Source organism: Pedobacter frigiditerrae (genome assembly GCF_032678705.1).
Classification (GTDB): domain Bacteria; phylum Bacteroidota; class Bacteroidia; order Sphingobacteriales; family Sphingobacteriaceae; genus Pedobacter; species Pedobacter frigiditerrae_A.
Window position 1 is genome coordinate 1,104,499 of record NZ_JAVTSS010000001.1, and the last position, 14,389, is coordinate 1,118,887.

A 14,389-nucleotide genomic window follows, 5' to 3' on the forward strand; every position below is an offset into this window, starting at 1 on the left:
TAGAAATCTTAGATACTAAAATTGATGCTTCTTTTTCCAGATAAATCCATCAAGCACATAATGAGTGGCTTGTGGGAGTGCCAACAATGGTATCAATAGACTAATGATAATTTGATCTGTTAATTGAGGTAAAAATGAGAAGAGTTTAAATATTTGTTGATGCTCCTTCCATATTAAGCCATCCCATAAACCTTCTTCAAAATAAGCAAAGGCAATAAGGATCAATAGAAAATACAGAATTCCGAATTTGCCAAATGAAAGTTTCATTAGTTTGTTCTGGTTAAGTTTAACTTGGTCAATTTTTTTCTTTTCGAAAAACCAAATTAATGCCATATATGGAATGCCATGAGAGATGACGTTAAGTGTGGTAAACGCTATGTCGCCATTAAAATAGATGATGCCAAAATACCATGATAAACTAGTACCTATGATCAATAAATTTTTTGGAATATTAAATCGCTTTTTTTTTATAATAATGTAGATTTCTTTTATGATATACAGTAATAGTATTAGCATATATAATATAGATGACCACTTCATTAACCAGTTGTTTTTAAATAACATAAAATCACCTGCTATAAACCAATTGAAATTTCTGTTAGCACTTAAATGCCAATATAATAGAGGATAAATGGTTGCGGTGTAAATGGTTAATATATCTATGTACTTAATCCATTTTGAGCTCCTTTCTTGACGGGAGTATAAGCTCATAAAACCATATTGTTGTCTTATAAAATGAAAGACGGCCAAATACGCCAAAATACGCCAAAACCATAAAGCATCATATTGATAAACAATTACGCCAAACAAATAACAAGAAAGTGGAATAATTAAAAGTAAAGTACTGTTGCGCTTAAAATTACCATGGTTAAAATAAGTGCGATACAAGGTGCTGTAAACATGGGCAACATCAATAAATACCACTAATATAACCCAATAGACAATTGGCATACCGATACTTTGTTGAAAATGCGAAGGGAAAGCAAAAACTAATAACAGTGAAACAAATGGAGGTGATAATATAAAAATAATATCACTCCATATCGAGTTTAGCCAAGGTTGTTGTTTATCCATTTAAAACTTCTTTAGCTGCCCTAATACCTTGGTGAAATGCTTCTTCAAAAATAGAAATTCCACTAAGGTCGCTATGTGCAAAAAATATCTTATCTTGAATAGGTTTTCTAGCTTCCTTTATATTTTGTCCGAAAATTAAATTTGGTGTCGGCGCAATCATCCCATGGCCCCAAATCCAAAAGTCAATGGCTTCAATAGATTGCTCAATGCCAGGATGGATAAAGGTCAACTCGGGCATGACAATGTCTAACCATTGATCGTACGTTCGTGTATACGCTGCTAATCTAGAAATTGTTGGTTCGAACTTACAGAGTGGTAAATAATAGGTTAATACCTTTTTACTTGAGCCTTGCTCTAGTTTTTGCTGGCTTGCATTTACATAACCTACAGAAGGAGTTCCGAAAGCTACATTATCCCAACATAATTCCATTCCTTTAGAATTGGGTAACTCATTTAGGGTTATGTTAGCTATTAACCAAGGTGAATAACTAAAATTTTGATAGGAGACAGATGGCCTGTTAAAGTGTTGTAAAATACGCTTGTTTATAAATTGAGGTGTACATAGAATTACTTTACTAGCTTCTATTTTAGTTGTCTTGTTAGTTTGATGATTAAAAACTAATGCCTCAACACATCCGTTTTTACCATCTTTTAGTTCATAACAAATTGATGACTTAATGAGATGATCATTTAATTGAATGGACATTTGTTCCATTAACCATCCATTTCCTTGCGGCCAAGTTAAAATGGCATTGTCTTCTGCATTAGCAGCTTTGCCACGCCTGCTAGAAAAATAATGTAATCCGGCCCAAGCAGAAACTTTTTCAAGTTCTTGACCAAAATCATCTTTACAGGCATAATTTAAATACCAAAGCAAGTATTTTGAAGTATAACCCTTGTTTTGTAGATATTGCTTAAAAGTGATTTGCTCTAACTTTGTATATGTTTCATCGTTAGAAGAAGCGCTAATAGGGATATTGAAAATAAATTTACCGTCATTTCCTTTGGTCATTTTGAAGTGTTCTGCTTCTTTTAAAAAAGCCTTGATTTGTTTTTTATCAATTTCTGGTACACCAAAGTCAGGAATTAATCCCTCTTGCCATTCCCCGTTAATCAGTAATCGTTCTTCCGGGTCAAAAGTGAGGTAGTATTCATTGTAACTTGGAATATTATTTTCATAATGTGTAATAACACCAATTTCTTGTAAAAATGCTTGTAAAAGTAAATCTTCATTATTGGCAATAGTAATGTAGTGAGCCCCAAGTGGATAAGAAGATACATTATTACTTGAAAAATGAGAATTACCACCTGGATGGTTTTCTAGTTCTAAAATCTCAAAATCAATTTCTCCATTCTGCTTTAGCCATCTAGCGGCAGATAATCCGGTAATACCAGCTCCAACAATAAGTGTTTTAACTTTTTTGGTATTCGATGCAATGGGTATTTGAATTTTATCCCTTAAAACATGGCCAGCCTTTGCATTTTGACCATTAAGCTGCCCAGTTATTTCATATTTCTTAGGCTTTACTTTTTTATAACATCCATTTAAGAATATGCCACTCGTTAAGAGGCCAAGCCTTAATAAAAAAGAACGTCTCTGTATATAATTAGAGAAAGTATCCTTATAAAACTGATGCCCACTCATTTTCAAAATGTTTAACCAGTATCTGGTTGTTTAGCTTATTTACCTCAGTTGGTATCTTGGCCATATCATTCGGGAAATATAACATTTGATTGAGGCTTTCTTTGGAGATGAATTTTAGTCCTTTAAGGTAAGCTAGAGGTTTTTTATACTTAAAATCTGGATTTGCGGCCATAATGTAACCCCATTCTCCAAAAGAAGGTACATAGTTGTGATAAGGAATGGTTTTTAATCCAACACTTTCTAAGGTGGTATTAACTGTCCAAAATGATTTCGGTGCTACATAAGGTGATGTAGACTGAACTACCATTAACCCTTGTGGAGCTAATATCCCTTTAACCAATTTATAAAACGAGTTAGTGTAAAGTTTTCCAACAGCATAATTTGATGGGTCTGGAAAATCGATAACAATGAAGTCAAACTGCCTTTTTTGCATCTTAACCCAACTAAATGCATCTGCATTGATAACCTTTACCTTTGTGGATAACAAAGAATTTTTGTTTAATTGCAAAAGGATCTTATTAGATTGAAATAAGGAAGTCATACCGTGGTCTAAATCAACTAATGTTACACTTTCAACTTTTGGATATTTTAAAATTTCTCTAACTGCAAGTCCATCACCCCCACCCATCACTAAAATATGCTTGGCATTAGGTAATGCTTGTAACCCTGGGTGAACCAATGCTTCATGATAACGATATTCATCATCAGAGCTAAACTGTAAATTACCATTAAGGAATAATCGAAGTACTTTGTTCTTTTTTGTGAGAATTATTCTCTGGTAAGGTGTGCTTTTAGTATAAATAATGGTGTCGCTGTAAGTTAAACTTTCTGAGTAATTGGTTATCTTATCAGCATAAACAAAACCCACTAATAAGATTAAAATACTCACAAAAGAAGCATTCCTAAGATAAGTTGCAGCTTTAATTTCTCGCTTAAAATTAACACATACTATTAACGCAACTGCAACATTTAGCATCCCGAAAAGGTAAGCAGTTTTTACTAAGCCAAGATATGGGATGAGTAATAAAGGAAAAATAAGTGATGCTAATAATGCCCCGATATAATCAAATGTAAATACTTTTGATACAAGATCTTTGAATTCAAATCTGTCTTGAAGTATTCTCATTAATAATGGAATTTCGAGCCCAACTAAAATTCCAGTAAGCCCAACCAAACCGTAAAGTACAATCCTAAAAGAAGCAATGCTTTCAAATACCAAGAAAAGAATACTAGCACTAAAACCGCCAACAAGCCCAACTAAAATTTCAATCTGAATAAACCAAGAGAGTATATTTTTATCGAAATATTTAGAAAGCCAAGAGCCAATACCCATAGAAAATAGATATAAGCCGATGATCGTGGAAAACTGAGTGACAGAATCACCTAGTAAATAACTGGCTAATGTTCCTGCTATTAACTCGTAGATTAAGCCACAAGTAGCTACTACAAATACCGAAATGAGCAATAAGGCAGGTAATTTTTTATGCATTTTAACTATGTATTGCTGAACTGATAATGATTGCAATTGCAATTATAAACGCAGCAAAAACTATTGCTAAAGCAATATTATGTTTCTCCAGAATTTCTTTCCATAAGTTTTCGGGAGTTATTTTTTCAATTAGCCAAAAGGCTAGAAATAAAACAAAAATTCCAAGAAATGAATATACCAAAGAAGCGATGATATATTTGATGTTAATAAGTTCGTTTAAGCTCATGTCTTTATTATTTATGATAAAATCTGTTAACGTATCCTGAACGGCCTTTTGCGCCATTGTATTCTGTATTTTTTTCTACTTTATCATTGTAAAAAGCATAACCACTCCAAGTAGCAAAGCTATAAGCACCAATGATAGCCAAGAGTAAAAAGAAATAAATTTTTATAGGTTTTATATTCATGATTATGAAGAGGTATAGGGAGAATGATCACTATTATCCCAACGTTTTTTCTCAAAATTTTTCATTCTTATCCAGCAATAAGCAGGATATATACACAAAAGTAGGGCGGTTAATAATGTATTTCGCCACAAGCTACTGTTTGCTATAGCCTTAATATATAAATTGTTTCTTAAGACATCGCCTGTTGCCGGATAAATGTTTAAATGATATTTACCTTGCGGAATATTAGAAAGCATAATATTTGCTGTTTGCGAACCTTCGGACCATGATTCTCCACCTTCGTATCCAGAATAGTGTTCTATACCCTTCGTAACTTCCCAAGTTTGGTTATTACCTTCATTTACCAAAACTATTGTTGCTTCGAGCCAGTTGTTATCCACGGCAGAACTCATTGTAAATTCTATGTTAGATGATACATCATCTATAATGAAGTCTGGTGATACAAATGGTTTAACCTCATCAGTACCATTTAAAATTACATGCGTAAGTGAAAAATCTTGGTTAAGTAATTCCTTTTCTGGTTTAATAAACCCTACTAAAAGATGGATAACCAACACCAAAATGATTGCAATCCCAGAAATTGTGAATAAATTATTCCATTTGTCAAAAAACTTAGAAGGCTGAGTAGCGCCTATTCCAATTTTAGTAGGAAAAATATCAATATTAGCACCAAAGGCAGTAGCAATCGTGGAAGCTTCAATATATTCACCTAAGTAAAATATTGGACCAGGATTTTCTTTTACAAGCATAAAAGGGGGAGCTATAAACTCAAAAGCATTAACTTTATCATTAATTACATCCCAATCTGCTTCACCAATCATCGCTTTAACAACAGGAGTATATTTATTGAAAAGACTAAAGCTAATTTTATTATAGTTAATGTCATTAAACAAATCGTTTTTAATATCCTTTAATTCTGGAATGAAGTTTTCACCTTTAACAATACTCCAGTGTCCATCAAATTCAACAAGTGTTGCATACCCTTTGTTGAAATTATATACTAGATATTCTCTCCAAGAATAGCTTGTATCTCTTTCCTTTTTCTCTAAATAGGTTATTACAATAAATTCATCGCCATCAAGCAAACCTTTAGAACCAATTTTTAAAACGGGTTCAAGTAAAGGTTTAGTTAATTTTTTTATGAAATTATATCCCTTATCTGTTGCATGTAAATAGCTGAAACATTTAGAACAAGTTACATATTCACTGCCCTCAAAGTCAAAAACAGTAACCTCTGTTGAGCAAGTAACGCAAGTGATGTTCTTACTTAAAGAAAACCGTGGTAAATTTACTGTTGCCATTAACGAATTATTTCATTTTTTTGTGTTTCAATTCCCTCGAAAAAAGCCAATACTTCATTATATATTAAATTAACTTTAAGCGTATTATCTTTTTTGTAATTAGATAAAAAAATATCGAAAGTTGCTAGTTCATATTCAGGCCAAGTATGAATAGAAAGATGAGATTCTGTGAGGCAAATGACAGCTGTAAAACCACCATTTTCAAAATTATGATAGACTTCTCCAACTTTCTGCAATTCGTTTAGTTCTATTAATGAATTGAAAAGTTCTTTACAAGGCTCAAAAGAAGATAAATAAGTAGACTTTGTTGATGTGAATTCTGATAAAATATGTAATCCAGGCTTATAGCTCATAAAACAGGCGGTTCCATCTCAAAAATATAAATTATTTTGGATTAGTTACTGTCTAATGGGAATTGAATTTATAATGTTTGGTATTAATTTGAGTTTAAGCTCATTGTGTTTATAATAAATTTAAAAAAACAAGAAAAGCCCTAGATATCTCTAAGGCTTTTTCTATTTTGATAAACGTTAAGGTAAATTATCTTTCTTTTATGCTGGTAAAATCTAAAAATCCTAAGATTAAAAAAGCTGCTGCATAAGTTGCAGAACTCCATAAAACATAAGGAACTTTAGCGGCGTTACTTTTAATAACAATGAAACCAGAATAATTAAAAAAGTATTTGGCAGCATCAACTACTGGAAAGCCAATCATATTAATCATACCCAATATCGACATTAAAACGCCCACTCCAATTGGAACTAAGAAGCTTTTAAAACGCATTCCCATCCAAAATTGGAATGTGGAAAGGGCTAGAATAGCCACATAAGTTTTACCCAATTGCGTTAATGTTTTAACCCAATCTAAATGGTTCCCGCTAAAATTAAATCTCGGATTTAGGATGCCTGAGAAATACCCTGACACGCCAACAAGTATAATATGAAGTGCTATAAAAGCCAGAATAAAGAATTGGAATAATAGAAATTTAGAGAAATAAAGTTTAGCCAACGATTGAGGAGCGGCGAAAACTTGTTTCCACGTATGGTTTCTAAATTCTATTTGAGGTAACAAAGTGCTCATTAAAACTACAAACATTGGTAAAAAAACCATGCTAATAATTCCCCAACCTTGATAATGATAGAAATTCCAAGCGTCTTTGCTTACCCTTGCAATATCATCTGATACATGACCATCTTGTTCTTCTTGGAAAACCAATAACATAAATACGGGAGCAAAGGCTGCCATAATTAAGGTTAAAATCCAAGTTGGCGAACGTTTTGTTTTTAAGAATTCTGATTTTAAAGAAATGGCTAAACTCATACGTGTTGGGTTGTTAAGTCCATAAATAATTGTTCTAAGGTGTTTTGTTGAGGATGAAGCAAATAAATGTCTAATTGCTTTTCGTATAAGGATCTACTCATTTTGGCAATTTCTTGCTCATCCTGATAAGAAACAGAGATTACACCGTCGCCTAATTCTGGCTGATGATCCTTTAAAATCTGTAGGGCTGCTTGGTCATCTGAAGTATGAATAAACAATTTAGATTGCTTTTTTTGCAACTTGTTTAGCTCATTCATCGAGCCTTGAAAAATCATTTCACCTTTAGAAATTATTCCAATGCGGTTTACCATTTTCTCTATTTCAGCTAATTGGTGACTAGACATCAGAATGGTCATCCCTTCTTCTTTGTTTAGTTTTTTAACCAATTCCCTCAACTCAATAATCCCAGTAGGGTCTAGTCCGTTGGCAGGCTCATCTAAAATTAACAGCTCTGGGTTTGGTAGCAGGGCAAGCGCCACAGAAAGGCGCTGTTTCATCCCCAATGAAAAAGATTTCACCTTTTTCTTCCCTGTGTTTTCCAGTCCAACAATCTTAAGCACTTCAGCAACTCTAGCCTTTGAAGCACCATATATTTCACGGTACACTTCTAGGTTTTCATTTGCTCTTAAATGTCCATATAATGATGGATTTTCAATTAATGAACCAACTTTTCTTAAGATATCTAACCTATTTGAACTAAACTCCTGACCAAATACTTCAATTTTACCAGTTTGTATTTTAGTTAGGCCGAGCAATAAGCGTAGTGTAGTGGTTTTACCAGCTCCATTTGGGCCAAGGAAACCATAGATGTCTCCTTTTTTAACTTCAAGGTTAATGTTTGTTAACGTTTTTGAGCCTTTGGCATGGGAATGCTCCAGACCTGTTGTTTTGATAATATAATTATCGGTCATCTGTTTTTTGTTTGATGGTGAGCGTTATAGATTTGAACCTTCAGAAACGTCGTTATTACTGATTCCTTTTTTGTTTTTCTTGATGGCGTCTTTTAGTTTACCAAAGCGATAGTTAATACTCGTAGTGAAATTACGTTGATAGTTTTGGTTATAACTTTCTTGTGTAAAGTTTGGTCCAGTAGTGTAATTAATTGCTTTTCTGTATTTGCTAAAGGCGTTATTAGCAGCAAATGAAACAGTTAATTTGTTATTGAAAAAATCTTTATTTACACTGAATGAACTTGCAACAAAAGAATTTGATGTTCCTTGCAAAGAAAGGTTTGGTCCGTTATAGTTGAAGCTACCTGTAGCTTGTAAAGTTTTGCTAGCACGATAGGTTAACGAAGTAAAAGCTTTTCTCATTAATCCCTTTTTGTCTATCTCAACACCATTAACTTCGCCATGCACCATCCCGTAGTTAGCCATTGCACCTAGTGCAGCTCTTAATTTAGGGGTGAAAGGATAATTTACATTAACGTTTAATCCTAATAATTTTGCGCCACCTGTGTTGGCAAAACTTGTACGGGTAATATTTGTTGAAAGGTCGGTAGATACTTGAGGCATAATTAAGTTATCGATAATGATTGCTCTAAAACCGATGTTTAAGGTGGCTTTTTTGAATCTGCTGTAGGTAGCTTCGAAACTCTGCCCAATCATTGGTTTCAAATCTGGATTACCCGAAGACTCGAAATTGGGATTCGAACGGTCTACAAAAGGATTAAGCTGATTGATACCTGGTCTTTGAATTCTAGAGGTAAAACCAAAGTTGATACTGCTATTGTTTTTAAATTTACGGTTAACAGAGATTGAAGGAATAAAATTTATAGAGTTGTTATTAATTTGATTACCAAGTTTAATATCTGTTTGTTCTACTCTAATCCCAGTTTTTACACCCCATTTTTGAATGTTAAACTGGTAAGTGTTATAAATACCGTATACATTCTGTTTATTATCGAAATTGTTTGACCTTGTTGCATCTATTACGAAATCGCCAGCAGGGTTAACTGAAAGGAATTCGAAATTACTGCTATTATCTCTCAGGATAGCTTTTACACCAGCTTCAATCGTTACCTTTTTTAATGGATACACTAAATCAATTTGTGCTGTCTGTTCAGATGAACCTCCTGTGTTTTCTTGTTGGTAATCTTTTAAGGCAGTTAAAGAGGGGTTAGTGTTATCGATAATCTGGTTCAATACATCAACGTTGTTATATTGACTGTTGCTAAAATCATAATAACGGTAAGAAAAAGTTAACAGGCGATTTTTATCCTTTTTAAAACCTAACTGGTAGTTGAAGGCGGCATCAATTCCACTTCCTCTTCCATCTAAATTATTCTGTAACTGATAAGAATGAAGCAGTTTTTGAGAATTATTCAAGGTAGAAAATTGGTTACTCAAGCTCTCATTATCATTGGCGTTGTAATTGATTTGGGCTGAAATTAAATTCAAACTATCAATCTCATAACTTAATTCTGCACCTGCATAGCCACTCTTTCCAGATTGATCTCTGTTACCATATTGCCATAAGTTAGTTGGGTTGTTTAAAGTTATTCTAGAGTTGGTATTATCAAGTAAAGGAGAGCTGTTTAAACTTCCACCAGCATTTGTGGCAATACCAAATTTGCCAAGTTTTGCAGTAAAGGAACCACCCAGTGTTGGTCCGCCAACAGGAAAACGCTCACTTAAATTAACAGTTCCATTGGTGCCATTATCTGCTTTTTTAAAGGTGATGATATTGATAATTCCAACTAAACCTTCTCCGTCATATTTTGCAGGTGGCGTGGTAATTACTTCAATTCTTTCGATGCTTGAAGCTGGCATACTTTTTAAAATATCTTTTGGGTTTCTCTCCATCATTCCAGATGGACGACCATTTACCAATATTTTGTAATTGCTATTTCCTTGTAGTTGGATGTTATCATCACCATCTACAGATAACATAGGTACTTTGCGCATCATCTCTAAAACATTATTAACCTTGCTTTCAGGGTCTGCTTTTACATCGTAAGATATGCGGTCGATTTCTTGTTTGATTAGTGGCCTATCGGCAGTAATTGATACATTTTTTAATTGAGTAGGAGAGGCTAACAATGCAATATTTCCTAATGTTTTAGAACTAGAGGTTAATACTATTGGAACTACTTTGGTTTGGTAGCCCACAATAACTACATTCAAATAATAATTTCCTGCTGAAAGACCTGTTATCGTAAATGAACCTTCTTTTGAAGTTGCAACAGATTTAAGCTGTATTTTTTTATCGTTTTTTAATAAAACCGTAGCAAAGCTGATTGGCTTTTGACCTGCCGTGTCTACTATCTTTCCACTGATTTGTAAAGATGGAGTGTTTTGGGCCAATGCAGAAATGCTGAAAAAGGCGCAAAGGAGTGTAAAAATTAACATTTTCATATTGTTGTTTGATTGTTTCTGTGTATATATTAATTAGTGTACTAGCTAAATAGTACACAAGTATACGACGATTTTTTTTAATTGCAAATAAAATGTGATGAGTGGGTTAAAAAATGTGACGAAAGCGTAATTTTTATTTATTACTTAATAGTCTTTGTTGGTCCAGTTCCTACATCAGGTAGCATTTTAATTGACAAAGCAAATATATGAAAGTACTTTGAGATACAAAGTAAAATATTCAGTTTTATTTATGCATCATTTATTATACTGCAATAATTGGAAAGAAGATTATAGATTTTTAAATATCAGAATAGTCAGTAGGGCTGATAAACTTCGTATCGTTTTTAGAGACGTTGTTTTTATATTGTGGCAAAGCCGATAAGGTTTTCCAAAAAGCATCTGCACCAAAAGCTTTCCAATGTGCATCTCTATCTACCTTGTTTTCAAACGTAGTTAAATACATCAAATTTGGCATTCTGCTACCTGCAACTACTTCGGCATAAAATACAGCGTTGAAGTTTAAGCGTTTAAACAAACTGATTTCGCCACCTTTATTAAACATTTCAATTTTATTTTTAGCGATGGCTTCTGTATGGCTTTCATAACTTCTCAATTCATAAACTCTATCCTTAAGTGGCGCTTTTAACTGAGGCATGGTGAATTTTGGATGTTCATCAAACGCATTCATCAAGATAACTTCTAATCTTTCGTAAGGTGGTTCAGTGTAAAGTGCCTCTAAATATGCTTTTCCATCGCTATGGTAAGTTTGGTCTTTCACTAATTGCTGTTCTAATTTTGCTATTCCATCAAAAGAGCGGAAAGGGATAAATACATAAATCAATTTCTCTGTAGGTGCAACATCTGTTGGATAAATGGGTTTAAACACACCAACTTTTGCAATTCCTGCTCTGTGTAATGCTGGAAGATAAGCTTGCCTTAAATAAGTATCAACTTTTTCTTCTTGTTGAACTGTTTTTAGGTGATATACTTTTAGCTGATAAAAATCTTTTTGTGCAGCTGAAGATTGCAAAGTTAAAAGGCTAAAAAAGGAGATAAACACTAGATATATTTTAAACATTTCTTATAATCTGGTTGTTGAAATTGATGAGTTTTAAAGATAGTTATTTAGATTAAAAATTATAAGTCTCAATTGTGACTTTTAAAATACAGACAAAATTGTTAGCTATAATAACACATCGTAACTTTATATCATAAAAGAAAATAGATATGAATACGGAGAAAGCAGTTTTAGCAGGCGGTTGTTTTTGGGGAGTTGAAGAACTTTTTCGTCATTATCCAGGTGTGATTTCAACTGTGGTTGGTTATACTGGTGGCGATGTTCCTAATGCGACTTATAGAAATCATGGTACGCATGCAGAAGGAATTGAAATTACATTCGACCCAGAAAAATTAAGCTACCGTAAATTGCTTGAATATTTCTTCCAAATTCACAATCCAACCACCAGAAATAGACAAGGGAACGATATTGGTACTTCTTATCGCTCTGCTATATTTTATGTAAATGATGCTCAAAAGGAAACAGCAAATGCATTAATCGAAGAAATGGATGCTTCTGGTGTATGGCCAGGTAAAATTGTAACAGAAGTTGTTCCAGAAACTGATTTTTGGAGTGCCGAAGAAGAGCATCAAGATTATTTACAGAAAAATCCTTATGGTTATACTTGCCATTTCGAAAGACCAGAATGGAAGTTGAGTTAAGCTATTGTGAATCAGCTGCTTTTAATTTAAATTAATTTTATAGCGCAAGGCTTCTGCTAAATAAGGCGTAAGTTCCCGTCTTTCGCTTTTACGCTTCGCATTCCCGAAGAATCGGGACAGGCAGTCGTTCCTCCTTGCTGCAGGGTAACGCTGCAACCCCTAAGAAGCAAAAGCAGTCTTTCAATTTTTGGAGATTGTACAGTGTACAAACTTTGTTGTTAAACCCGACAGTAGCGTTAGCCCGAATCCCGATTTTTCATCGGGAGAGGCTTTAGCGAATGGCGGGACTGAAGTCTCCCACATTGCAACTGCCGTTCATTTTCAAATCCATCTTTTTAGCTTTAAAAACTAACTTACATTGCCAATACTCAAAATTTGTGCTTTGTAAGTATTGGGAAGTAGCAAGTTCCTGAAAAAAGTATTGAGCTTAAAAAATCGGCTTGTTTTGTAAATTGTTAAAATAGAAGATACGCCTTTTCCTTTACCCAATTTGAGCAAGTGATTAACTTCTTTCGGCACCAAAACAGCTTGAATTTTTTTCATCAGGTTATACCTTAAAAAACCTAGATGTTTTAAATATTGTTGGTAAAGGTCTTTCGAAAATTTACCATAGGCTAGGTTTTCCATTAGCTGTGAGCTATGCATGATTGTCCATTCATTGTAATTAGTAGGTAGCCCACCAATTTTCATTCTCTGACCAACACGGTTAAACGTATCAAATATCTCTTCTTTTTCTAAGTCGGTCAATTCTCTCTCTAACATTTCAAAAGAACGGATAGAATAGTCAATCAACATAAATAATACGTCCCTATAAGCCCAATCAGGTATTTTAGTATTTCTGGCCGCTTCTACATTTTGGTGAATGGCTGTAATTTGGTCTATAGCTGCATTTGCTTTATCTGTAGTTGCAAACACAATTTTTTGTGCATAAGCTACCGTAGAAAACAACCTGCCTAATGGGTCTTTCGGCAATTTACCTGTAAAATATAGCCAGTCGACCGCTTTATTTAAGCTAAATTCAGCTGCTGCTCCAGCAAAAATAAACAGTATGGTATCTGTGTTGCCCCAGATTTTTTTCACTATCGAATCTTCTTTTACAAAATCACTCATCTTAATATGTTTTTAATTCGTTTTCGGTTTGGTGCTGCCTTCTCAACAATTCAACAATAGCTACGAAACAAACGCCTAAGGTGTACATCAGCATATCCACCCAAGAAAAAGATGTTCCAATTAATGTGTTTGCAAGAGGTATATGTTGTAAGCCAATGAGTTCTACAAAACGGAGATATTGAAGGATTTCTACTAAATAGCTAAACATTAAAACCCAAAATAATGTTGGACTAACCTTTGCATTGAAAAAACTCTTTACTAAACAATAAAGTAAAATTACGACGAGAAAATCGCCAAAATAGGCCCTAATCCAATTATCTTTTATAAAAAAGCCAATAATTATTTCAACTCCCAATAAGAGTGAGAATCCTATAAAATAGGAGAGGTTAAACGTAAATTTCATAGTCATTTAATTTTTCAAGTTTCTTAATATTTAAAAGGCATAAACCCAGAGGGATGATTGCTATTACGCCAAAAGAACAATCAATCATTTGCCAGAAGAAAGGTATTTGTCTAATGTGTCCAGCAATAAAGGCCAATGGAATAATAGAAACGCAACAAATAATTCCAAATTGAATTACCCACTTATTTTTGATTGGGTTTTTTAATGGCCCTATAAAAAGTATAGCTAGCATTACGTGAGCAAAAGCAAGCCAATCCGTTCCATAACTTAAATAGGGGTAGTTATGATTGGTGTTTTTCACGGCAGTATAGACATTTTGTATCCATTGTTGCAATGCCAGTGGTAGATTATCAATGTGATTAACCAAACAAGCCAGTTCAGTTTCTATAGGGAATGCAGTTATTCCACTGAGGGCTAAACCAATTATAATGATGATTATATAGGTTTTTAGTTTTCGCCTTATGCTTTTTTCTGTAGTTTTCATTGGTTATTAAAAGTACTTTGTAATACAAAGTAAATATAAATATTTCACCAATCCAAATATTAAATTAAAAACCTGAGCTGT

Annotated in this window: 15 protein-coding genes; 1 reads left to right on the plus strand and 14 read right to left on the minus strand. The window is 33.5% G+C overall.

All coding sequences use genetic code 11. From position 1 onward, the window contains the following. Nucleotides 1-15: 15 nt before the first annotated feature. The 11 genes from R2Q59_RS04275 to R2Q59_RS04325 all read right to left on the minus strand — a co-directional run bounded on the left by R2Q59_RS04275 (nucleotide 16) and on the right by R2Q59_RS04325 (nucleotide 11,670). Nucleotides 16-1,074, minus strand: coding sequence for a hypothetical protein (locus R2Q59_RS04275; RefSeq protein WP_316783926.1), 1,059 nt, complete (start codon nucleotides 1,072-1,074; stop codon nucleotides 16-18). After that, entirely contained in the window at nucleotides 1,067-2,719 is a 1,653-nt protein-coding gene (locus R2Q59_RS04280; RefSeq protein ID WP_316783927.1) for an NAD(P)-binding protein, read from the minus strand. The genes R2Q59_RS04275 and R2Q59_RS04280 overlap by 8 nt, the downstream gene beginning before the upstream one ends. Next, complete coding sequence (locus tag R2Q59_RS04285) at nucleotides 2,697-4,208, minus strand: polyamine aminopropyltransferase (protein WP_316783929.1); 1,512 nt, start codon at nucleotides 4,206-4,208, stop codon at nucleotides 2,697-2,699. The genes R2Q59_RS04280 and R2Q59_RS04285 overlap by 23 nt, the downstream gene beginning before the upstream one ends. A 1-nt stretch (nucleotide 4,209) precedes the next feature. Next, nucleotides 4,210-4,434, minus strand: a complete 225-nt coding sequence (locus R2Q59_RS04290) for a DUF350 domain-containing protein (protein WP_316783931.1) — start codon at nucleotides 4,432-4,434, stop codon at nucleotides 4,210-4,212. A 7-nt stretch (nucleotides 4,435-4,441) separates the two neighbouring features. Continuing rightward, the gene (locus R2Q59_RS04295; RefSeq protein ID WP_316783932.1) at nucleotides 4,442-4,615 is read right to left on the minus strand and encodes a hypothetical protein; all 174 of its coding nucleotides are present in this window, start codon (nucleotides 4,613-4,615) and stop codon (nucleotides 4,442-4,444) included. A gap of 2 nt (nucleotides 4,616-4,617) precedes the next feature. Continuing rightward, nucleotides 4,618-5,916, minus strand: a complete 1,299-nt coding sequence (locus R2Q59_RS04300; RefSeq protein ID WP_316783934.1) for a DUF4178 domain-containing protein — start codon at nucleotides 5,914-5,916, stop codon at nucleotides 4,618-4,620. Beyond that, nucleotides 5,916-6,269: an S-adenosylmethionine decarboxylase gene (locus tag R2Q59_RS04305; protein ID WP_316783936.1), complete on the minus strand. Its 354-nt coding sequence runs from the start codon at nucleotides 6,267-6,269 to the stop codon at nucleotides 5,916-5,918. The genes R2Q59_RS04300 and R2Q59_RS04305 overlap by 1 nt, the downstream gene beginning before the upstream one ends. 187 nt (nucleotides 6,270-6,456) lie before the next feature. Beyond that, a complete protein-coding gene (locus R2Q59_RS04310) occupies nucleotides 6,457-7,236 on the minus strand; it encodes an ABC transporter permease (RefSeq protein WP_316783938.1) in 780 nt (259 codons plus the stop codon). Continuing rightward, the gene (locus R2Q59_RS04315) at nucleotides 7,233-8,147 is read right to left on the minus strand and encodes an ATP-binding cassette domain-containing protein (protein WP_316783940.1); all 915 of its coding nucleotides are present in this window, start codon (nucleotides 8,145-8,147) and stop codon (nucleotides 7,233-7,235) included. The genes R2Q59_RS04310 and R2Q59_RS04315 overlap by 4 nt, the downstream gene beginning before the upstream one ends. A gap of 24 nt (nucleotides 8,148-8,171) precedes the next feature. Further along, a complete protein-coding gene (locus tag R2Q59_RS04320; protein ID WP_316783942.1) occupies nucleotides 8,172-10,592 on the minus strand; it encodes an outer membrane beta-barrel protein in 2,421 nt (806 codons plus the stop codon). A gap of 298 nt (nucleotides 10,593-10,890) precedes the next feature. Further along, nucleotides 10,891-11,670, minus strand: a complete 780-nt coding sequence (locus R2Q59_RS04325; protein WP_316783944.1) for an NIPSNAP family protein — start codon at nucleotides 11,668-11,670, stop codon at nucleotides 10,891-10,893. Nucleotides 11,671-11,819: 149 nt separating this feature from the next. Between R2Q59_RS04325 and msrA the strand changes: the two genes are divergently transcribed. After that, the gene (gene msrA / locus R2Q59_RS04330; RefSeq protein WP_316783946.1) at nucleotides 11,820-12,311 is read left to right on the plus strand and encodes a peptide-methionine (S)-S-oxide reductase MsrA; all 492 of its coding nucleotides are present in this window, start codon (nucleotides 11,820-11,822) and stop codon (nucleotides 12,309-12,311) included. Between the two features lie 348 nt (nucleotides 12,312-12,659). Here the strand turns inward: msrA and R2Q59_RS04335 are convergent, their stop codons facing one another. Genes R2Q59_RS04335 through R2Q59_RS04345 form a run of 3 tightly spaced genes read right to left on the minus strand, consistent with a single transcriptional unit; the run spans nucleotide 12,660 to nucleotide 14,308 of the window. Continuing rightward, nucleotides 12,660-13,421 (minus strand): oxygenase MpaB family protein, encoded by a 762-nt coding sequence (locus R2Q59_RS04335; protein ID WP_316783948.1) that lies wholly within the window; start codon nucleotides 13,419-13,421, stop codon nucleotides 12,660-12,662. Nucleotide 13,422: 1 nt separating this feature from the next. Next, nucleotides 13,423-13,824, minus strand: coding sequence for a DUF2809 domain-containing protein (locus R2Q59_RS04340; RefSeq protein ID WP_316783950.1), 402 nt, complete (start codon nucleotides 13,822-13,824; stop codon nucleotides 13,423-13,425). Then, a complete protein-coding gene (locus R2Q59_RS04345) occupies nucleotides 13,808-14,308 on the minus strand; it encodes a hypothetical protein (RefSeq protein ID WP_316766114.1) in 501 nt (166 codons plus the stop codon). Before R2Q59_RS04345 ends, R2Q59_RS04340 begins: the two co-directional genes overlap by 17 nt. Between the last annotated feature and the right edge of the window lie 81 nt (nucleotides 14,309-14,389).

Excerpts from the sequence above, each read along its gene's own strand:
- R2Q59_RS04280 (WP_316783927.1), bottom strand. The coding sequence starts at position 2,719 with ATGAGTGGGCATCAGTTTTATAAGGATACTTTCTCTAATTATATACAG.
- R2Q59_RS04325 (WP_316783944.1), bottom strand. The coding sequence starts at position 11,670 with ATGTTTAAAATATATCTAGTGTTTATCTCCTTTTTTAGCCTTTTAACT.
- R2Q59_RS04320 (WP_316783942.1), bottom strand. The coding sequence starts at position 10,592 with ATGAAAATGTTAATTTTTACACTCCTTTGCGCCTTTTTCAGCATTTCT.
- R2Q59_RS04315 (WP_316783940.1), bottom strand. The coding sequence starts at position 8,147 with ATGACCGATAATTATATTATCAAAACAACAGGTCTGGAGCATTCCCAT.
- R2Q59_RS04290 (WP_316783931.1), bottom strand. The coding sequence starts at position 4,434 with ATGAGCTTAAACGAACTTATTAACATCAAATATATCATCGCTTCTTTG.
- R2Q59_RS04295 (WP_316783932.1), bottom strand. The coding sequence starts at position 4,615 with ATGAATATAAAACCTATAAAAATTTATTTCTTTTTACTCTTGGCTATC.
- R2Q59_RS04305 (WP_316783936.1), bottom strand. The coding sequence starts at position 6,269 with ATGAGCTATAAGCCTGGATTACATATTTTATCAGAATTCACATCAACA.
- R2Q59_RS04340 (WP_316783950.1), bottom strand. The coding sequence starts at position 13,824 with ATGAAATTTACGTTTAACCTCTCCTATTTTATAGGATTCTCACTCTTA.
- R2Q59_RS04300 (WP_316783934.1), bottom strand. The coding sequence starts at position 5,916 with ATGGCAACAGTAAATTTACCACGGTTTTCTTTAAGTAAGAACATCACT.
- R2Q59_RS04275 (WP_316783926.1), bottom strand. The coding sequence starts at position 1,074 with ATGGATAAACAACAACCTTGGCTAAACTCGATATGGAGTGATATTATT.
- R2Q59_RS04345 (WP_316766114.1), bottom strand. The coding sequence starts at position 14,308 with ATGAAAACTACAGAAAAAAGCATAAGGCGAAAACTAAAAACCTATATA.
- R2Q59_RS04285 (WP_316783929.1), bottom strand. The coding sequence starts at position 4,208 with ATGCATAAAAAATTACCTGCCTTATTGCTCATTTCGGTATTTGTAGTA.
- R2Q59_RS04335 (WP_316783948.1), bottom strand. The coding sequence starts at position 13,421 with ATGAGTGATTTTGTAAAAGAAGATTCGATAGTGAAAAAAATCTGGGGC.
- R2Q59_RS04310 (WP_316783938.1), bottom strand. The coding sequence starts at position 7,236 with ATGAGTTTAGCCATTTCTTTAAAATCAGAATTCTTAAAAACAAAACGT.
- msrA (WP_316783946.1), top strand. The coding sequence starts at position 11,820 with ATGAATACGGAGAAAGCAGTTTTAGCAGGCGGTTGTTTTTGGGGAGTT.